The organism is Enterobacter sp. SECR19-1250 (assembly GCF_013391025.1).
GTDB classification, from domain to species: domain Bacteria; phylum Pseudomonadota; class Gammaproteobacteria; order Enterobacterales; family Enterobacteriaceae; genus Enterobacter; species Enterobacter cloacae.
Genome location: NZ_JACASJ010000007.1, coordinates 1 through 20,191, shown reverse-complemented (window position 1 = coordinate 20,191; position 20,191 = coordinate 1). Strand labels below are relative to the sequence as shown.

13 protein-coding genes and 1 pseudogene are annotated in these 20,191 nt (G+C 55.7%); 7 read left to right on the top strand and 7 right to left on the bottom strand.

Going from position 1 to position 20,191, the window contains the following annotated elements; all coding sequences use genetic code 11:
- Positions 1–73: 73 nt before the first annotated feature.
- The 4 genes from holC (at position 74) to HX884_RS03145 (ending at position 5,102) form a co-directional block, all read left to right on the top strand.
- On the top strand, positions 74–517 hold the full coding sequence (gene holC / locus HX884_RS03160; protein ID WP_008502815.1) for a DNA polymerase III subunit chi: 444 nt from the start codon (positions 74–76) through the stop codon (positions 515–517).
- On the top strand, positions 517–3,372 hold the full coding sequence (locus HX884_RS03155; protein WP_178327641.1) for a valine--tRNA ligase: 2,856 nt from the start codon (positions 517–519) through the stop codon (positions 3,370–3,372). Before holC ends, HX884_RS03155 begins: the two co-directional genes overlap by 1 nt.
- A 123-nt stretch (positions 3,373–3,495) precedes the next feature.
- Complete coding sequence (locus HX884_RS03150) at positions 3,496–3,999, top strand: GNAT family N-acetyltransferase (protein WP_040021921.1); 504 nt, start codon at positions 3,496–3,498, stop codon at positions 3,997–3,999.
- A gap of 83 nt (positions 4,000–4,082) precedes the next feature.
- Complete coding sequence (locus HX884_RS03145; RefSeq protein ID WP_038420701.1) at positions 4,083–5,102, top strand: NAD(P)-dependent alcohol dehydrogenase; 1,020 nt, start codon at positions 4,083–4,085, stop codon at positions 5,100–5,102.
- Between the two features lie 60 nt (positions 5,103–5,162).
- Here HX884_RS03145 and HX884_RS03140 read toward each other — a convergent pair whose 3' ends face one another.
- On the bottom strand, positions 5,163–6,809 hold the full coding sequence (locus tag HX884_RS03140) for a glycerone kinase (RefSeq protein ID WP_020687364.1): 1,647 nt from the start codon (positions 6,807–6,809) through the stop codon (positions 5,163–5,165).
- A gap of 137 nt (positions 6,810–6,946) precedes the next feature.
- Here HX884_RS03140 and HX884_RS03135 point away from each other — a divergent pair, with 137 nt between their 5' ends.
- Positions 6,947–8,449 (top strand): helicase HerA-like C-terminal domain-containing protein, encoded by a 1,503-nt coding sequence (locus HX884_RS03135; RefSeq protein ID WP_038420703.1) that lies wholly within the window; start codon positions 6,947–6,949, stop codon positions 8,447–8,449.
- Here the strand turns inward: HX884_RS03135 and HX884_RS03130 are convergent.
- Positions 8,429–9,370, bottom strand: coding sequence for a TIGR01212 family radical SAM protein (locus HX884_RS03130; protein ID WP_178327653.1), 942 nt, complete (start codon positions 9,368–9,370; stop codon positions 8,429–8,431). The two genes, HX884_RS03135 and HX884_RS03130, sit on opposite strands and share 21 nt — an antisense overlap.
- A gap of 680 nt (positions 9,371–10,050) precedes the next feature.
- Between HX884_RS03130 and gltB the strand changes: the two genes are divergently transcribed.
- Entirely contained in the window at positions 10,051–14,511 is a 4,461-nt protein-coding gene (gene gltB / locus HX884_RS03125) for a glutamate synthase large subunit (RefSeq protein WP_013098958.1), read from the top strand.
- 9 nt (positions 14,512–14,520) lie between these two features.
- Positions 14,521–15,939, top strand: a complete 1,419-nt coding sequence (locus tag HX884_RS03120; protein WP_178327640.1) for a glutamate synthase small subunit — start codon at positions 14,521–14,523, stop codon at positions 15,937–15,939.
- A gap of 30 nt (positions 15,940–15,969) precedes the next feature.
- On the opposite strand, the gene HX884_RS03115 is transcribed toward HX884_RS03120, so the two are convergent.
- The 5 genes and pseudogenes from HX884_RS03115 to HX884_RS27135 all read right to left on the bottom strand — a co-directional run.
- A complete protein-coding gene (locus HX884_RS03115; protein WP_013098960.1) occupies positions 15,970–16,521 on the bottom strand; it encodes a membrane protein in 552 nt (183 codons plus the stop codon).
- Entirely contained in the window at positions 16,518–18,944 is a 2,427-nt protein-coding gene (locus tag HX884_RS03110; RefSeq protein ID WP_178327639.1) for a fimbrial biogenesis outer membrane usher protein, read from the bottom strand. Before HX884_RS03110 ends, HX884_RS03115 begins: the two co-directional genes overlap by 4 nt.
- Before the next feature lie 6 nt (positions 18,945–18,950).
- A complete protein-coding gene (locus tag HX884_RS03105) occupies positions 18,951–19,658 on the bottom strand; it encodes a fimbria/pilus chaperone family protein (protein WP_178327638.1) in 708 nt (235 codons plus the stop codon).
- 110 nt (positions 19,659–19,768) lie between these two features.
- Positions 19,769–19,975 (bottom strand): annotated as a pseudogene (locus HX884_RS03100) (hypothetical protein); the annotation flags it as partial.
- A gap of 143 nt (positions 19,976–20,118) precedes the next feature.
- The coding region (locus tag HX884_RS27135) for a hypothetical protein (protein ID WP_225677653.1) at positions 20,119–20,191 on the bottom strand (73 nt) is incomplete at its 5' end.

Genomic DNA, 20,191 nt, shown 5'->3' with positions numbered 1-20,191 from the left:
TAAATCGTAGGCCGGGTAAGGCGAAGCCGCCACCCGGCTTAAGCATTTAAAGTGAGCACAAGAAGCCCCATATATGAAGAATGCAACGTTCTACCTTCTGGACAATGACACCCATCAGGATGGCCTCAGCGCCGTAGAACAGCTGGTGTGTGAAATTGCCGCAGAACGTTGGCGCGCAGGTAAACGGGTTCTGATTGCCTGTGAAGATGAACAGCAGGCGATTCGTCTTGACGAAGCGCTGTGGGCGCGCCCGCCGGAGAGTTTTGTACCGCATAACCTGTCTGGCGAAGGGCCGCGCGGCGGCGCACCGGTCGAGATAGCCTGGCCGCAAAAGCGCAACAGCAGCGCGCGCGATATTCTGATTAGCCTGCGGATAGATTTTGCAGATTTTGCCACCGCTTTCACAGAAGTGGTAGACTTTGTTCCTTACGAAGAATCCTTGAAACAACTGGCGCGCGAACGCTACAAAGCGTACCGCCTGGCTGGTTTTAACCTGAATACGGCAACCTGGAAATAATGGAAAAGACATATAACCCACGCGATATCGAACAGCCGCTTTACGAGCACTGGGAACAGCAGGGCTATTTCAAGCCTAACGGCGATGAAAGCAAAGAGTCCTTCTGCATCATGATCCCGCCGCCGAACGTCACCGGCAGTTTGCATATGGGTCATGCCTTCCAGCAGACCATCATGGATACCATGATCCGCTACCAGCGCATGCAGGGCAAAAACACCCTGTGGCAGGCGGGGACTGACCACGCGGGTATCGCGACCCAGATGGTGGTTGAGCGTAAGATTGCCGCTGAAGAGGGTAAAACCCGTCACGATTACGGTCGCGACGCCTTTATCGATAAAATCTGGCAGTGGAAAGCAGAATCTGGCGGCACCATTACCCGTCAGATGCGCCGTCTCGGTAACTCCGTAGACTGGGAGCGCGAGCGTTTCACCATGGACGAAGGCCTTTCCAACGCCGTAAAAGAAGTGTTCGTCCGTCTGTACAAAGAAGACCTGATTTACCGTGGCAAACGCCTGGTTAACTGGGACCCGAAACTGCGCACCGCAATCTCTGACCTGGAAGTGGAAAACCGCGAGTCTAAAGGCTCCATGTGGCACATCCGCTATCCGCTGGCCGACGGCGCGAAAACCGCAGACGGTAAAGATTACTTAGTGGTGGCGACCACCCGTCCGGAAACCCTGCTGGGCGATACCGGCGTGGCCGTTAACCCGGAAGATCCGCGTTATAAAGATCTGATTGGCAAATTCGTGGTGCTGCCGCTGGTGAACCGCCGCATTCCGATAGTGGGCGACGAACACGCCGACATGGAAAAAGGCACCGGCTGCGTGAAAATCACCCCGGCGCACGACTTCAACGACTACGAAGTGGGTCGTCGTCACGCCCTGCCGATGATCAACATTCTTACCTTCGACGGTGACATCCGTGAAAGCGCAGAAGTGTATGACACCAAAGGCAACGAATCCGACGTTTACTCAAGCGACATTCCGGCAGAGTTCCAGAAGCTGGAACGCTTTGCCGCGCGTAAAGCGATTGTGGCTGCCGTTGACGCACTCGGCCTGCTGGAAGAGATTAAACCTCACGATCTGACCGTGCCGTACGGCGACCGTGGTGGCGTGGTTATCGAGCCAATGCTGACCGACCAGTGGTATGTGCGTGCCGACGTGCTGGCAAAACCGGCTGTTGAAGCGGTTGAAAACGGCAGCATTCAGTTCGTGCCGAAGCAGTACGAAAACATGTACTTCTCCTGGATGCGCGATATTCAGGACTGGTGTATCTCCCGTCAGCTGTGGTGGGGTCACCGTATCCCGGCATGGTACGACAACGAAGGCAACGTATACGTTGGGCGCAGCGAAGATGAAGTGCGTCAGGAAAACAACCTGAGCGCGGATGTCGCCCTGCGTCAGGACGAAGACGTGCTGGATACCTGGTTCTCCTCCGCGCTGTGGACCTTCTCCACCCTCGGCTGGCCAGAGAACACCGACGCGCTGCGTCAGTTCCACCCAACCAGCGTGATGGTGTCCGGCTTCGATATCATCTTCTTCTGGATTGCCCGCATGATCATGATGACCATGCACTTTATTAAAGATGAAAACGGCAAGCCGCAGGTTCCGTTCCATACCGTCTATATGACCGGTCTTATCCGTGACGATGAAGGCCAGAAGATGTCCAAATCCAAGGGCAACGTCATTGACCCGCTGGATATGGTGGACGGGATCTCCCTGGAAGAGCTGCTGGAAAAACGCACCGGTAACATGATGCAGCCACAGCTGGCAGAGAAGATCCGCAAGCGCACCGAGAAGCAGTTCCCGAACGGGATTGAATCTCACGGTACCGACGCCCTGCGTTTCACTCTGGCGGCGCTGGCCTCTACCGGTCGCGACATCAACTGGGACATGAAGCGTCTGGAAGGTTACCGTAACTTCTGTAACAAACTGTGGAACGCCAGCCGTTTCGTGCTGATGAACACCGAAGGTCAGGATTGCGGCTTCAACGGCGGCGAGATGATCCTCTCTCTGGCCGACCGCTGGATCCTGGCGGAATTCAACCAGACGGTGAAAGCGTTCCGCGAGGCGCTGGACAGCTACCGCTTCGACATCGCGGCGGGCATTCTGTACGAATTCACCTGGAACCAGTTCTGTGACTGGTACCTGGAGCTGGCGAAGCCGGTCATGAACGGCGGAACGGAGGCAGAACTGCGCGGTACGCGTAATACGCTGATTACCGTGCTGGAAGGCCTGCTGCGTCTGGCGCACCCGATCATTCCATTTATCACCGAAACCATCTGGCAGCGTGTGAAAGCGATCGCGGGCATCAACGCCGACACCATCATGCTGCAGCCGTTCCCGGAATTCGATGCCGCTAAAGTGGATGAAGCTGCCTCAGCGGATACTGAGTGGCTGAAGCAGGCGATCGTCGCTGTACGTAACATCCGTGCAGAAATGAACATCGCCCCGGGCAAACCGCTGGAGCTGCTCCTGCGCGGTTGCAGCGATGCGGCTGTTCGTCGTGTCACCGAGAACAATACCTTCCTGAAAACCATGGCGCGTCTGGAAAGCATCACCGTGCTGCCAGCCGATGACAAAGGTCCGGTCTCCGTGACGAAAATCATCGACGGCGCTGAGCTGCTGATCCCAATGGCGGGTCTCGTCGACAAAGACGCTGAGCTGGCACGTCTGGCGAAAGAAGTGGCGAAAGTCGACGTGGAAATTGGCAAAATCGAAAGCAAACTGGCGAACGAAGGCTTTGTCGCCCGAGCGCCGGAAGCGGTCATCGCCAAAGAGCGTGAACGCCTGGTTGCTTTCGCCGATGCGAAGACCAAGCTGATTGAGCAGCAGGCGGTGATTGCGGCCCTGTAATGCTTTTACCCCTTACGCTTCAGGGCGTAAGGGGTATTCTTCCTGAAAACTCCTCGCTTGCACTCCCCTTTCTGCGGTGCTATTAACAGCAGTTGTGTGTCAATTTTTGTAATGAGTAATGCTATGAGCGTGATTACCCCCGTCGCGACGACGATGCGTCGGATCGCTGTGCAGGACAACCCGGCTATCGCCGCCGTTATCCGTACGGTTTCTGCCGAATATGGCCTGACGGCTGATAAAGGCTATACGGTTGCTGATCCAAATCTGGACGAGCTGTTCCAGCTTTACAGCCAGCCGGGCCATGCCTACTGGGTTATTGAGCAGAATGGCCAGGTGGTGGGCGGCGGCGGCGTTGCTCCGCTCAGCTGCAGCGAGCCGGATATCTGCGAGCTGCAGAAAATGTATTTCCTGCCATCTGTTCGCGGACTAGGCCTGGCGAAGAAACTGGCGCTGGTCGCACTCGACTATGCCCGCAATCAGGGTTTTACACGCTGTTACCTCGAAACAACCGCCTTTCTCAAAGAGGCCATCGGCCTGTATGAACATCTCGGCTTTGAGCATATTGATGCACCGCTGGGCTGCACCGGCCACGTCGATTGCGAAGTCAGGATGCTGAAAACGCTGTAAATACTTTTGCTGCCCTCTTCTGTTAAGCGGTGGTTAACTGAATGCTCTACACTCTCAGTTCACACCATAACGGGGGAAACACGATGTCGAAGATAAAAAGCTACGCCGCACCGCAGGCGGGTGCAGAACTTGAACTGTACGAGTACGATGCGGGCGAACTAAAAGCGGAAGACGTCGAAGTACAGGTTGATTACTGCGGGATCTGCCACTCGGATCTCTCCATGATCGACAACGAATGGGGCTTTTCAAGCTATCCACTGATCGCCGGACACGAAGTGATTGGCCGCGTCGTGGCGCTCGGCAGCGCTGCGCAGGACAAAGGCCTGAAAGTGGGCCAGCGCGTGGGTATTGGCTGGACGGCACGCAGCTGCGGTCATTGCGACGCCTGTATCAGCGGCAACCAGATCAACTGCCTTGAAGGCGCCGTTCCAACCATCCTCAACAAGGGCGGTTTTGCCGATAAACTGCGCGCCGACTGGCAGTGGGTCATTCCGTTGCCTGACAGCATTGATATCGAATCCGCAGGCCCGCTGCTGTGCGGCGGCATTACCGTCTTTAAACCGCTGCTGATGCACCATATCACCGCCACCAGCCGTGTGGGTGTGATTGGTATCGGGGGTCTCGGTCATATTGCCATCAAACTGCTGCACGCGATGGGCTGCGAAGTGACGGCATTCAGTTCTAACCCGGCGAAAGAGCAAGAAGTGCTGGCGATGGGAGCGGATAAAGTGGTGAACAGCCGCGATCCAGACGCGCTGAAAGCACTGGCGGGTCAATTCGATCTGATCATCAACACCGTTAATGTCGATCTCGACTGGCAGCCGTACTTTGAAGCACTGGCCTACGGCGGTAACTTCCATACGGTGGGTGCCGTGCTGAAGCCGCTGCCGGTTCCGGCGTTTACCCTGATCGGCGGGGATCGCAGCGTGTCCGGCTCTGCAACCGGCACGCCGTTCGAGTTGCGCAAACTGATGAAGTTCGCCGGGCGCACGAAAGTATCGCCAACCACCGAACTCTATCCGATGTCGAAAATCAACGAAGCGATCCAGCACGTGCGTGACGGCAAAGCCCGTTACCGTGTGGTGTTGAAAGCAGATTTTTAATGTGACCCCCCCCCCTCTCCCACCGGGAGAGGGCGCAAACACTAAAAACGGTAACGGTTGTTACCGTTTTGCTTCTACCATGGCCTTAAACACCTCTGCCACCGCGACCGCTCCCGGATCCATTACCCCATCCAGATTCTCTTTATTCACATACGACGAACGTCCCGCGCCCGCTTTGCCCATTCTGGCCGTGGCCTCTGCGCCCTGCTGTGCCGCCTGCGCCGCCGCCTGAAGATCGTTTTTCTGCAACGCCTCCAGCGCCGGCTGTAGCGCATCGATCAGCGTGCGATCGCCGAGATCGGCCCCGCCATACTGCTTCATCTGTGCCAGCCCGCTCAGCAATGCATCCGCAAGCGATTGTCCGTCATGCAGCTTTTGTCCGGCTGCCGTGAAAAAGATCGACATTAATACGCCACTCGATCCGCCCATCACCGTTGCCAGCCGCTCGCCCACCAGCAGAAGTAATGTCGACACGTCGTTAAGAGGAAGGTTGTTCTCCTCCAGACGCTGCGCAATCTCCCGCGCCCCTTGCGCAAAGGTGGATCCGGTATCGCCATCCCCCACTTTCGCATCCAGCGCGTTCAGACGGTTTTCCAGCTGAATCAACGTCTTTGTCACCACAGAGACATATTCGCCCACCTGCGGATTTGCGGACGGGGTAAACTCCACGCGGTCATGGATCGCGCTATGCTCCTGGGTACGCAGCGGGGCAAACGCCACCGGCTTCTGCCAGCCCAGCGTCTCAACCTCTTCATGAAGGGCTTTTTCGAACAGATCGTTTAGCTTCAGCAGCGTCAGCGAAAAGCCTTTCATATCCAGGGCGCTCACCAGCGGTGCCGGGCCAATCAGGTACGCCAGGTTATCTTTCAGTGCCGAGTGGGCCAGCTCTTTGGTGAGCAGAGCCATCTCGAGCGCTGATACGCCCCCCAGGTTATTGATCAACACTGCGAAGCGCCCGTCACCCGCCTTCGCCTTGAGCGGCGTCACCAGCGTGTCGATAATCGCTTTACTGTTCTGCGTATCCACGACGGAAGCCCCCGGCTCACCATGAATGCCCAGACCCAGCTCGACATGACCTTGCTTAATGCGTCCTTCTTCCTCGTCGCTTCCCGGCAGGTTACACGTTTGCATCGCAACGCCCAGGCTCCAGAGGTTATCGCAGGCCTGTTGCGCAATATCACGCACTTCACTCAGCGATTTTCCGTGCTCTGCGGCATAACCCGCGATCTTATGAACCAGCGCCGTACCGGCAATGCCGCGCGGCTGTTTGTTGTCCGGCAGCGCAATATCGTCTGCCACAATGACCATCTCCACCTTCAGGCCGTAGCGTTTCGCCTTTTCTGCCGCCAGACCAAAATTCAGGCGGTCACCGGTGTAGTTTTTAACGATCAGCAGGCAGCCACGGTCACCCGTCACCGCCACAATGGCATTCAGCACCGCATCCACGCTCGGCGAGGCGAACAGATCGCCGCACACTGCTGCCGTCAACATACCTTTGCCGACAAACCCGGCGTGTGCAGGCTCGTGGCCGGAACCGCCACCGGAGATCACCGCCACGCGGCTCTTGTCCCAGTCGCTGCGGGCCACAATGCGAATGGCAGGATCAACATCAAGCTTGACGAGGTTACCGTGCGGAGCAGAAATCAGAATGCCTTCAATAGCATCGTTGACCAGTTGTTTGCGATTATTAAAAAAGAATCTGGACATACATTCTCAACTTGTTGTGAACCGTATGCAAAAGCATAGTCCGCGCTGGGTAATACGCCGCAAAGTAAGGAATTTTTAACGCCATTTTGCCGTCAGGTTGCCTATACTCCACCCAGGACTAAGAGAGGATGAGTATCATGAGTACACCATTGTTAATTGCCAGGACGCTGGAGAAAGAGCTGTTTTTACTGCCTGCGATGGCGAACCGTCACGGCCTGATCACCGGCGCCACCGGGACGGGGAAAACCGTTACCCTGCAGAAGCTGGCCGAATCGCTCTCTGAGATTGGCGTGCCGGTCTTTATGGCCGATGTAAAAGGCGATTTAACCGGTGTGGCTCAGGAGGGGGCACCCTCAGAAAAACTCCTTGAGCGTCTGAAAAATATCGGCGTCAATGACTGGACGCCGCACAACAACCCGGTAGTTGTCTGGGATATCTTTGGTGAGAAAGGTCATCCGGTACGTGCCACCGTCTCCGATCTTGGCCCGCTGCTGCTGGCCCGTCTTCTGAATCTCAACGATGTCCAGTCCGGGGTGTTGAACATCATCTTCCGTATTGCCGACGATCAGGGGCTGCTGCTGCTCGATTTCAAAGATCTGCGCGCCATTACCCAATACATCGGCGATAACGCTAAATCCTTCCAGAACCAGTACGGCAACATCAGCAGTGCCTCCGTGGGGGCCATTCAGCGCGGGTTACTGACGCTGGAGCAACAGGGTGCAGAGCATTTCTTCGGCGAGCCGATGCTCGATATCAAAGACTGGATGCGCACTGACAGCAACGGCAAAGGCATCATCAACATTCTGAGCTCAGAGAAGCTCTATCAGATGCCGAAACTCTACGCCGCCAGCCTGCTGTGGATGCTCTCTGAACTTTACGAACAGCTGCCGGAGGCGGGCGACCTTGAGAAGCCGAAGCTGGTGTTCTTCTTCGACGAAGCGCACCTGCTGTTCAACGATGCGCCGCAGGTGCTGCTCGACAAGATCGAGCAGGTTATCCGGCTGATCCGCTCCAAAGGCGTCGGCGTGTGGTTTGTTTCGCAAAACCCGTCGGATATCCCCGATAATGTGCTGGGGCAGCTCGGTAATCGCGTCCAGCACGCCCTGCGCGCCTTTACGCCAAAAGATCAGAAAGCCGTCAAAGCTGCCGCACAAACCATGCGCGCGAACCCGGCCTTTGATACCGAAGCGGCGATTCAGGCGCTGGGTACCGGTGAGGCGCTGATCTCCTTCCTGGATGCCAAAGGCAGCCCGTCCATTGTGGAACGCGCCATGGTGATTGCCCCTTGCTCGCGAATGGGGCCGGTAACGGACGATGAGCGCAACGGACTGATTAACCACTCCCCGGTTTACGGGAAATACGAAGATGAAGTGGATCGCGAATCTGCCTTCGAGATGCTGCAAAAAGGGGTACAGGCCACCACCGACTCGCAGGACGCCCCACCCGCCAAGGGGCAGTCAGTCGCGGTGGATGACGGCATTCTGGGTGGGCTGAAAGACATTTTGTTTGGCAGTACCGGGCCGCGCGGCGGCAAGCGCGATGGCGTTGTACAGACGATGGCGAAAAGCGCCGCGCGGCAGGTCACGAATCAGATAGTGCGCGGCATGCTGGGGAGTCTGTTAGGCGGTCGCCGCCGGTAGCGGAGCGACCCACGGCCGTCCCAGCGCCGAGCCCTGCACACCGTGCTCATGCAGATAGCAGTCAATCTCCACCATCCCCGTCCAGCGGTTCTCACACCATAGCGGTGCCAGAAGCGTTGGACGGCGGGCGCTGGCGGAGATACGGTGATAGACAATCTCGGGCGGCGTATGACGGATCATCTCCCCTGCCGTTACCGTATACTCGTCGAGTGCGATGCCGTTTAACCGCCCGGCTTGCCAGGCTTTGGCCATAATGCTGCCCTGCACAATATGCAGCGGGTGCAGCTTGATCCCGTCCACGCCTGTCTCAACGACTTTTTCCAGCGTCTCCAGGCCATGCTGCTGCCCTTCTCCCGGCAGGCCGACAATCAGATGCGTGCAGACTTTCAGGCCACGTTCGCGGGCCAGGCGGGTGGTGCGCTGATAGCAGGCAAAATCATGGCCGCGATTAATACGGTGCAGGGTTTTGTCATGCGCGCTTTGCAGGCCTAGTTCCAGCCAGATCTCATAGCCCTGCTCTTTATACTCGCTGAGTAAATCCAGCACCGCGTCGGGCACGCAGTCCGGACGCGTACCGACACACAGCCCGACAATGTTCGCCTGAGCGACCGCCTGTTGATACATCGAACGCAGCACCTGCACTTCCGCCCATGTGCTGGTGTAGGCCTGGAAATAGGCCAGATACTGCTTTGCCCGGTTCACAAGACGGGCCTGATGCGCGAGCTGTTCCGCGATAGATTTATGCTGCTGCGCCTCGTCCGCAAAGGAGGCCACGTTACAGAAGGTGCAGCCGCCGCGCCCGAGCGTACCATCGCGATTCGGGCAGCTAAAACCGCCATGCAGCGTCAGCTTGTGAACCTTTTGCCCGTAGCGCTGCAAAAGATCCCCACCAAACATATTGACTAATTTCTGTAACTGCATAATCTGATAGACCGTCCCGAAGAAAGGGGACAAGCCTGCCATTTTTAGCCACCATCGGCGATGACCTGGATCAATCGCCCTGGCTGGCCTTTATCTATTTGAATAACTACTCAAGATTACTGCAATTTCATTCACGCCAAATGTGATTACTTTTCCTTATGTTCTGATTGTTTTTTTATTTATAACGCCAGCACTGAAAAACAGTGACTTTATGCGGGTTTAAACCGCACAGCAGTTTATTATCCTGTAAAAAAACCGGCATTCAGCACGCTGCATCAATAATACCGCTTTCATATAGTGAGTCAGATCACACTCCGCTGCGACTTCGCAGGGCGCTTAGTGGTTGTAAAAATAGTTAAATATCTTTTAAATACAATGTATTATATTCTCTATAGCACATTTTTGTATAAATAAGATTGCCATTTGACCTGTGTACCAATTCCCGATAAGTTGGAAATCCGCTGGAAGCTTTCTGGATGAGCGGCCTGCTCATCATATTTATGCAGTAATTGAGATTCCCTCTGAAGCAAGTCCTCAAACTTGTTTACCTGCGCGAAAGGATGAAAAGAGGGCGAATGTGAGGTCCGCGTATGAAACGCAAACCCCGTCGCCATGCTCTTTCTGTGCCTGTGCGCCACGGTTCAGTGGGAAGCCCGACGAGCCTGGGGAGGTTCACTGATATGTTGTACGATAAATCCCTTGAGAAGGATAACTGTGGTTTCGGCCTGATCGCCCACATAGAAGGCGAACCTAGCCACAAGGTAGTGCGTACTGCTATTCACGCACTGGCCCGTATGCAGCACCGTGGTGCCATCCTTGCCGATGGTAAAACCGGCGACGGTTGCGGCCTGCTGCTGCAAAAACCGGATCGTTTCTTCCGTATCGTGGCGGAAGAGCGCGGCTGGCGTTTAGCCAAAAACTACGCTGTCGGTATGCTGTTCCTGAATCAGGATCCTGAAAAAGCTGCCGCCTCACGCCGCATCGTTGAAGAAGAACTTCAGCGTGAAACCCTTTCTATTGTCGGCTGGCGCGATGTGCCAACCAACGAAGGGGTGCTCGGTGAAATCGCCCTCTCCTCGCTGCCTCGTATTGAACAGATTTTTGTTAATGCGCCTGCGGGCTGGCGTCCACGTGATATGGAACGCCGTCTGTTTATTGCCCGCCGCCGCATTGAAAAACGTCTCCAGGACGACAAAGAGTTCTATGTCTGTAGCCTCTCGAACCTGGTGAACATCTATAAAGGTCTGTGTATGCCGGCTGACCTGCCGCGCTTCTACCTGGACCTGGCGGACCTGCGTCTGGAATCGGCCATTTGCCTGTTCCACCAGCGCTTCTCCACCAACACCGTTCCACGCTGGCCGCTGGCACAGCCGTTCCGCTATCTGGCGCACAACGGCGAGATCAACACCATCACCGGTAACCGCCAGTGGGCGCGCGCCCGTACCTATAAGTTCCAGACCCCACTGATCCCGGACCTGCATGATGCTGCGCCGTTCGTTAACGAAACCGGCTCTGACTCCAGTTCCATGGATAACATGCTGGAGCTGCTGCTGGCAGGCGGCATGGATATCGTGCGTGCCATGCGTCTGCTCGTGCCACCGGCCTGGCAGAACAACCCGGATATGGATCCGGAGCTGCGCGCATTCTTTGACTTTAACTCCATGCACATGGAGCCATGGGATGGCCCGGCGGGCATCGTCATGTCCGACGGTCGTTTTGCCGCCTGTAACCTGGACCGTAACGGTCTGCGTCCGGCGCGCTACGTCATCACCAAAGACAAGCTCATCACCTGCGCCTCAGAAGTCGGTATCTGGGATTACCAGCCTGACGAAGTGGTTGAGAAAGGCCGTGTTGGGCCGGGCGAGCTGATGGTTATCGATACCCGCGGTGGGCGTATTCTGCACTCCGCTGAAACAGACAACGATCTGAAGAGCCGCCATCCCTATAAAGAGTGGATGGAGAAAAACGTGCGCCGTCTGGTGCCGTTCGAAGATCTGCCGGACGAAGAAGTGGGCAGCCGCGAGTTGGACGACGATACGCTGGCAAGCTTCCAGAAGCAGTTTAACTACAGTGCGGAAGAGCTGGATTCCGTCATCCGCGTGCTTGGTGAAAACGGCCAGGAGGCTGTCGGCTCCATGGGTGACGATACCCCGTTTGCCGTGCTCTCCAGTCAGCCACGTGTAATTTATGACTACTTCCGTCAACAGTTTGCACAGGTGACCAACCCGCCAATCGACCCGCTGCGTGAAGCCCACGTCATGTCATTGGCAACAAGCATTGGTCGCGAGATGAACGTCTTCTGCGAGGCAGAAGGCCAGGCTCACCGCCTGACCTTTAAATCTCCGATCCTGCTTTACTCCGATTTCAAACAGCTCACCACGCTGAAAGAGGATCACTACCGCGCTGACACGCTCGATATCACCTTCGACGTGACCGAAGCGACCCTCGAAGAGACGGTGAACGCGCTGTGTGACAAAGCGGAACAGATGGTGCGTAACGGCACCGTTCTGCTGGTGCTGTCTGACCGTAATATTGCGAAGAACCGCCTGCCGGTACCTGCGCCAATGGCGGTGGGGGCTATCCAGACGCGTCTGGTCGATAAGAGCCTGCGCTGCGACGCCAACATCATTGTTGAAACCGCAAGCGCACGCGATCCGCACCACTTTGCCGTGCTGTTAGGCTTTGGTGCGACGGCGATCTATCCATACCTGGCCTACGAAACGCTGGCTCGTCTGGTGGACACCCGCGCGATCGACAAAGATTACCGTACCGTGATGCTGAACTACCGTAACGGCATCAACAAAGGCCTTTACAAGATCATGTCCAAAATGGGCATCTCGACCATCGCCTCTTACCGCTGCTCGAAGCTGTTTGAAGCGGTTGGCCTGCATAACGACGTGGCAAACCTCTGCTTCCAGGGCGTGGTCAGCCGCATCGGTGGAGCCGGTTTTGCCGACTTCCAGCAGGATCTGGTGAACCTGTCTAAACGCGCCTGGCTGGCACGTAAGCCGCTGGAGCAAGGTGGTCTGCTGAAGTACGTTCACGGTGGCGAGTATCACGCCTACAACCCGGACGTGGTGCGCACGCTGCAGCAGGCCGTCCAGAGCGGCGAGTACAGCGATTATCAGCAGTATGCTGAGCTGGTGAACAACCGCCCGGCAGCCACACTGCGCGATCTGCTGGCGCTGAACCCGGGTGATGAAGCGGTCAGCATCGACGACGTAGAGCCTGCGTCTGAGCTGTTCAAACGCTTCGACACCGCTGCGATGTCCATCGGCGCATTAAGCCCGGAAGCCCACGAGGCGCTGGCCGAAGCGATGAACAGTATCGGCGGTAACTCTAACTCCGGTGAAGGCGGTGAAGATCCTGCCCGCTACGGCACCAATAAAGTGTCCCGTATCAAGCAGGTGGCATCTGGTCGCTTTGGCGTAACGCCAGCGTACCTGGTCAACGCCGACGTCATTCAGATTAAAGTCGCTCAGGGGGCAAAACCGGGCGAAGGCGGTCAGTTACCGGGTGATAAAGTCACCCCGTACATCGCCAAACTGCGTTACTCGGTACCGGGCGTGACGCTGATCTCCCCGCCGCCGCATCACGATATCTACTCTATCGAGGATCTGGCGCAGCTGATTTTCGACCTGAAACAGGTCAACCCGAAAGCGATGATCTCCGTGAAGCTGGTTTCCGAACCGGGCGTCGGCACCATCGCGACCGGTGTGGCGAAAGCCTATGCGGATCTCATCACCATCGCCGGTTATGACGGTGGTACTGGTGCAAGCCCGCTCTCTTCCGTGAAATACGCGGGTTGTCCGTGGGAGCTGGGCCTGGTGGAAACCCAACAGGCACTGGTGGCAAACGGTCTGCGTCATAAGATCCGTCTGCAGGTGGACGGCGGCCTGAAAACCGGCCTCGACATCATCAAAGCGGCGATTCTGGGTGCGGAAAGCTTCGGCTTTGGTACCGGCCCGATGGTTGCGCTGGGCTGTAAATACCTGCGTATTTGCCACCTGAACAACTGTGCGACCGGCGTTGCAACCCAGGACGAGAAGCTGCGTAAGAACCACTATCACGGCCTGCCGTTCAAAGTGACAAACTACTTTGACTTCATCGCCCGTGAAACCCGCGAGCTGATGGCGCAACTGGGTGTAAAACGTCTGGTGGATCTGATTGGCCGTACCGACCTGCTGAAAGAGCTGGACGGTTTCACTGCCAAACAGCAGAAACTGGATCTGGGCAAGCTGCTGGAAACGGCCGAGCCGCATCCGGGTAAAGCGGTCTACTGCACCGAGAACAACCCGCCGTTCGACAATGGCGTGCTGAACGCGCAGCTGCTGCAGCAGGCGAAGCCATATGTGGATGAGAAGCAGAGCAAAACGTTCTGGTTTGATATCCGCAACACCGACCGCTCTGTGGGTGCGTCGCTCTCTGGTTACATCGCGCAAACGCACGGCGATCAGGGGCTGGCAGCGGATCCGATCACCGCGCACTTCAGCGGTACGGCGGGTCAGAGCTTCGGCGTGTGGAATGCCGGCGGCGTTGAGCTTTACCTGACTGGCGATGCTAACGACTACGTCGGTAAAGGCATGGCGGGTGGTCTGCTGGCAGTGCGTCCTCCGGTGGGCTCTGCCTTCCGCAGTCACGAAGCCAGCATCATCGGTAACACCTGCCTTTACGGCGCGACCGGTGGCCGTCTGTTTGCCGCGGGCCGTGCGGGTGAGCGTTTTGCGGTGCGTAACTCCGGTGCTATCACCGTGGTGGAAGGCATTGGCGATAACGGCTGTGAATACATGACGGGCGGGATTGTTTGCGTGCTGGGGAAAACCGGCGTGAACTTTGGCGCAGGTATGACGGGCGGTTTTGCATACGTCCTGGATGAAGATGGTGAGTTCCGCAAACGCGTGAACCCAGAACTGGTGGAAGTGCTGGACGTTGATACGCTGGCGATCCACGAAGAACACCTGCGCGGTTTGATTACCGAACACGTGCAGCATACCGGTTCTTCGCGCGGCGAAGAGATCCTGGCGAACTGGCCAGCGTTCTCTGCGAAATTCGCGCTGGTTAAACCGAAGTCCAGCGATGTTAAAGCCCTGTTAGGTCACCGTAGTCGTAGCGCAGCAGAGCTGCGTGTGCAGGCGCAGTAAGGAATTCAGATGAGCCAGAACGTATACCAGTTTATCGACCTGCAGCGTGTTGATCCGCCAAAGAAACCGCTGAAGATCCGTAAAATTGAATTTGTAGAAATCTATGAGCCGTTTTCAGAAGGCCAGGCCAAAGCACAGGCAGACCGCTGCCTGTCCTGCGGTAACCCTTACTGTGAGTGGAAATGTCCGGTCCATAACTACATCCCTAACTGGCTGAAGCTGGCCAACGAAGGGCGTATTTTTGAAGCCGCCGAGCTTTCTCACCAGACCAACACCCTGCCAGAAGTGTGCGGCCGCGTGTGTCCGCAGGACCGTCTGTGTGAAGGCTCCTGTACGCTGAACGACGAGTTTGGCGCGGTGACCATCGGTAACATTGAGCGCTACATCAACGATAAAGCGTTTGAGATGGGCTGGCGTCCGGATATGACCGGCGTGAAGCAAACCGATAAGCGCGTGGCGATCATCGGCGCGGGTCCGGCGGGCCTGGCCTGTGCGGATGTCCTGACCCGTAACGGCGTGAAGGCGGTGGTCTTTGACCGTCATCCGGAGATCGGCGGCCTGCTGACCTTCGGTATCCCGGCCTTCAAGCTGGAGAAAGAGGTTATGACCCGTCGCCGTGAAATCTTCACCGGCATGGGCATTGAGTTCAAACTGAATGTAGAAGTGGGCCGCGACGTGCAGCTCGACGATCTGCTGAAGGATTACGACGCCGTGTTCCTGGGCGTGGGTACCTATCAGTCCATGCGTGGCGGGCTCGAGAACGAAGACGCGCCAGGCGTGTACGACGCGCTGCCGTTCCTGATTGCCAACACCAAGAAGATCATGGGATATGGCGAAACGGCCGATGAGCCTTACGTCAGCATGGAAGGCAAACGCGTGGTGGTGCTGGGCGGTGGTGACACCGCGATGGACTGCGTGCGTACCTCCATTCGTCAGAACGCGGCGCACGTAATCTGTGCTTACCGTCGTGACGAAGAGAACATGCCGGGCTCAAAACGCGAAGTGAAAAACGCGCGTGAAGAGGGCGTGGAGTTCCAGTTCAACATCCAGCCTCTGGGTATTGAAGTGAATGCCAACGGTAAAGTGAGCGGCGTGAAGATGGCGCGCACCGAGATGGGTGCCCCGGATGCCAAAGGCCGCCGTCGCGCGGAGATCGTGGCTGGTTCTGAGCACGTGATCCCGGCTGACGCGGTCGTCATGGCGTTCGGTTTCCGTCCTCACAGCATGGAGTGGCTGGCGAAGCACAGCGTTGAGCTGGATTCGCAGGGTCGTATTATCGCGCCAGAAGGCAGCGACAATGAGTTCCAGACCAGCAACCCGAAAATCTTCGCCGGTGGTGATATCGTTCGTGGTTCTGACCTGGTGGTGACGGCAATTGCCGAAGGCCGTAAGGCGGCAGACGGTATACTGAACTATCTGGAAGTGTAAATAATGGCCCGGCGATTGCCGGGCCAACTTTTATTTTTTAAGCAGTTGCCAGGTTAAATCGGTCTCCAGCGCGGTTTGATCCGAAATATGGTTAAACGCGCTGTCATTGAGCACCGGGAAAATGGTGACGGTAAAGTTCATCTGCTGGCCGCTGGGTACCCTGCCGTTTTCAACCGCCACGACAGCCTCGTTATTGCGGATATAGAGCGATGACCCATTATCAGTATCCGGCGTAAAATTCACCTGATCCGTTGTTTTCCCTACGTTGTAGCTTTTACCATCCAGCGTCAGGTTGCTGACCTTTATCGCCACACCACCGTTCTGACCAAACTGAAAACGCCCTTTCTGACCAGAAGCCCCCTGTAACAGCGTCGCCATCTGCTGTTTTTCCGGGCAATAGACGCTGACATTTATGTCTTTTTCCGGCATTTTGTTCCAGCTCTGCTGGCTGGTGACAATGCTGTCACGCCGCATCTGATGATAATCCACAACCGGCTGAGAGAGCGTTAGCTGACAATCGTCAGCATAAGAAAGGCACGGTAAAGCAAGCAGCAATAGCGCAGCCAGACGTTGAATGTTCATCGACATACTCCCTTAACTTCTTCGTAAAACGCGTCTTCGTCGTGCTTTTCAGGAAGCGTAAAATCAAGTTTGCACAGACGGTTATTGTCATCATCAACGGCATAAAGCGCGCTAATCTGATCGGCATCGTTCAGGAAGACATGTCCGTCATCAACCACCGTCACCACGTAGTTATTTTTATCATCCACCACCGACAGACCTTTCGTCAGCGGCTTCCCGTCGGCCTGCTTAATACGTAACATCACGCGGCGACTGTTCAATACTTTAAAGCTCACTTCGCTTACCAAGCCATGTGCAGCAGCAATATATTTGGTCCCGTTCGCCAGGGTCATGCTCTGCGGTAGCTTGTTCGCATCCACTTCGATACGTGAGTTACGCCATTCAGTCAGGCCGGGAATGACAGCCTGGCCCCAGCGGTCGGTCCAGACGGTGCCCTGCGGCGTGGTGATCTCAACGCCCGCTTTCGGTTCGCTGAGTCTGGCGATGGCAAACGTGTCCTTGATGGAATACGGTGAGAAGGTCACACCGTCTTTGTGCATCGCAATGCCGCCAGACAGGGTCGCATTGTAGTTACGCTGATGATCGCCGCTGGTACCGCCCCCGACGCTAAGCTGGGTGTAGTGAAGATTAGTGTTGATGTTGCCGTTGAAGCTGTTTTCCTGTGATTCGTCATCACGATCGGCAGAAATATAGTAGTTGGTGTTCTCCCCCAGCGACCCGCTGTTCGCCAGACCATAGCTGGTGCTGTCGCCCTGCTTACGCATATACGAACTCAGGCTCTGCGAACCGCCTAACGGAATGCTGAGGTTGATATAGAGCAGATCGTCGTCCTGGTCGTCATCCGTGCTGCCCACTGCGCTTTGCCAGTTCACGTTGATTGAAGCGTATTTGAAGGTTTTCCCCCACGACAGAAGCAAGTAGCGGGAATCTTCGCCGTCTCCTGCGGCCTGGTTGTAGCTCAGGCCCGCACTAAATGCCCCGGCCAATTCTGTGGACCAACGTACGTTGGCCGAATAACTGTTGTCATAGCCCTGATAATCATCATCCATGGCATCTGCGAGTTCGCGATAATCACCGCTGTAATGCGCCACGCTGGCAGACAGGCCGACATTCTCAGTCAACGAGTAATCGCTCTGGAGTTCGTTTTTGATACCGTTATCACTGTCGCCAAATTGCGCGTTGCTGGCGGCCATACTGGTCGAGACGTTCCAGCCATCGGTAACCATAAATTCTGTGCGCGCCCCCGCGGCCTGGTAATCTTCGGCCACCACGCCGGAGGCAAGCAGGTTCATCCAGGGAAAAATTCGCCAGCCATCGGATACGTTGAACACCAGCGGATCGCTGTAGTCACTGTCTATACCACGCACCTGGCCCGCCGAAACGGTCAGGCCGTTTGGTTTTGAAAGATTTCGTGCTTTTACGGATGCGGCGGGAACAATATAGCGATTGGTCGAACCATCGGACTCCACAACGGTGACGTCAAGATCGACATTGTTACGGACCATCGGGACGTCATCCAGCGTGAACGGGCCCGCCGGTACTAACGTGTTGAAAATGAGTCTTCCGTTTTGACGCACTTCAACGCGCGCCTGCGAGGTTCGGGCAATACCGGATACGCTCACCCCCGAACTGTCTTTCTGCAGACCGCTGGTCGGCATTAACTGCACACCGGTAATCGGGACGCCGCTTAACACATCTGACATGGCGTTAATTTCCCCCACCTGCATGGTCAGGCGTTGAGGAACAAACACATGCTCTGCGTAGGTATAAATACTCTCTGCGTTTCGGTTGCCGTTGTCATCCGTCAGGATATAGCGGCTGCGTAGCGACCAGTCCATCGCGTTGAAGCCCGCCTCCAGGCTTGCCTGTGAGTAACGGTTACTGCTGCTGTCACTTCCGCTGTATTCGTTTTTGGTGCTGAAGAGCGAGTAGTTAAGCATGCCTGCCGTGCCGCCATGCTGGAAATTTTTGACATCAGCGCTCAGGCTGTTAAGTGCTTCCGCTGGCAGATAAAGCTCGACCGCTTCCTGGTTTGGCAAGGGATTGATCACCGCCTGAGCGTAATCGCTACGCAGATCATGGCAGGTCTCATTCGCCTTTATGGGCACCGGCATGAGACCTGCAAATTCCAGGAAGTCGTTATCAACGCACATCGTTCCGTCTTCACTGAAGCGTACGGCCGCTGTTCCGCGATCGTTACCGTTCACTTTGACAGAAACGGAATGCGTCCCCGGTAAAAAGCGCGGCGCTTGTGCAAAATAGCGGTTTAGATCGGCCCCAAGACCACGTGATTTCAGGATATCAGTATCAAACGTCACCTCCCTCGCGTGGAGGGAGGGAGCATCAAGCAACATCAGAGGTATTGCGCTATAAATCACAGCGCGCACAAAAAGTGCAAGTTGGCTTTTTTTACGCACCGCCATAATCCTTTATTTTTTATTGAGATCCGAGATAAAGCTGGGCACTTCGACCCCATAGCGGCTGGCCGGGAAAAACTTCACTTTCGTGTTTCCACTGACGGATTTGCCCATAGAAACCGTCATGGTTTCACCGGGTAAAATGTAGGTTTTGACAAGCGATCCGCTGATGCCTGAAGGCTGCAGAACCACGTTCTGTGCCAGACGCACAACATATTTGCTTGGGTTTTTTACCGTGACGGACGTGCCTGACGCGGTCCATTCGAGGAATTTCCACGCATCGGTTACCACGGCCAGCTTCGCAGGGCGAATCAGTACGGGCAGGTCCTGACGAATATTGATGCCAATTTTCACTTTATTGTCATCGCTCTTCGGCGGGATCCCTTCAAAGGTCACACGCTTGTAGTGCTCAACGTCCAGCGGTTTGCTGGTTTGCAGGATGAAGCGCAATTGCTGAGTCTGACCGGGCTCGAGACGCACCACGGGCTGAGTGGTGACGAGTTTCAGGCCTTTATCATCTGGCAGATCCACCACGTCGGTGTACAGCAGCGACGGATGGCTATCGGTATTTTTGACGTTAATGGTGCCACTGTGGGTCGCTTCATCAATCACCAGCAGACTGGTTTCTGGCACCATACCGGCTGCATGTACGCCAAACTGCACAGAGAATAAAGCTGCGGCAGCGAGTGTTTTAAATAAAACCTTTTTAGAGCATGTCATATGTATATTCCTTGAAAGCACTACTTAACATTCCGTGTTGATGGCGCTTATTTTTGAGAGAAAGGGTGTTCCCTCTGCATTAAATTTAACTCACTTTAAATTTGAAAGAATTACAGATACTTTAGGCTGATCGTCAACTGACCATCCAGCCGGGTATCATCGGTAATGGAAAGCGTTGTGGTATTCTGAATAGCCAGAGACGTTACCAGCGGAAATGTTGCTGTCTGGAAAGCAAGCGGGTCAATACTTCCCGCTAATGCGACGGTAATATTACGATTATTTTCACCCTGACTTGAACCATCAGTACTCTTAGGGAAGGTGCGAATAAGCAGGTCATTTCTTCCCAAGCTGACTCGCTGATTAAAATTTCGCGGATCTGGGCCGATTTTTTTCCCGCAAACACATCGAATCAGCCTATTTAGGCTATTTTTTCCACCATTTCTGGCGTTATTTCCGGTTTTTACTGAGATCTCTCCCACTGACGTATCATTTGGTCCACCCGAAACAGGTTGGCCAGGGTGAATAACATCGCC

What these genes read in the sequence shown, in the direction of transcription:
- holC (WP_008502815.1), top strand. Translation starts at nt 74, where the DNA reads ATGAAGAATGCAACGTTCTACCTTCTGGACAATGACACCCATCAGGAT.
- HX884_RS03155 (WP_178327641.1), top strand. Translation starts at nt 517, where the DNA reads ATGGAAAAGACATATAACCCACGCGATATCGAACAGCCGCTTTACGAG.
- HX884_RS03150 (WP_040021921.1), top strand. Translation starts at nt 3,496, where the DNA reads ATGAGCGTGATTACCCCCGTCGCGACGACGATGCGTCGGATCGCTGTG.
- HX884_RS03145 (WP_038420701.1), top strand. Translation starts at nt 4,083, where the DNA reads ATGTCGAAGATAAAAAGCTACGCCGCACCGCAGGCGGGTGCAGAACTT.
- HX884_RS03140 (WP_020687364.1), bottom strand. Translation starts at nt 6,809, where the DNA reads ATGTCCAGATTCTTTTTTAATAATCGCAAACAACTGGTCAACGATGCT.
- HX884_RS03135 (WP_038420703.1), top strand. Translation starts at nt 6,947, where the DNA reads ATGAGTACACCATTGTTAATTGCCAGGACGCTGGAGAAAGAGCTGTTT.
- HX884_RS03130 (WP_178327653.1), bottom strand. Translation starts at nt 9,370, where the DNA reads ATGCAGTTACAGAAATTAGTCAATATGTTTGGTGGGGATCTTTTGCAG.
- gltB (WP_013098958.1), top strand. Translation starts at nt 10,051, where the DNA reads ATGTTGTACGATAAATCCCTTGAGAAGGATAACTGTGGTTTCGGCCTG.
- HX884_RS03120 (WP_178327640.1), top strand. Translation starts at nt 14,521, where the DNA reads ATGAGCCAGAACGTATACCAGTTTATCGACCTGCAGCGTGTTGATCCG.
- HX884_RS03115 (WP_013098960.1), bottom strand. Translation starts at nt 16,521, where the DNA reads ATGAACATTCAACGTCTGGCTGCGCTATTGCTGCTTGCTTTACCGTGC.
- HX884_RS03110 (WP_178327639.1), bottom strand. Translation starts at nt 18,944, where the DNA reads ATGGCGGTGCGTAAAAAAAGCCAACTTGCACTTTTTGTGCGCGCTGTG.
- HX884_RS03105 (WP_178327638.1), bottom strand. Translation starts at nt 19,658, where the DNA reads ATGACATGCTCTAAAAAGGTTTTATTTAAAACACTCGCTGCCGCAGCT.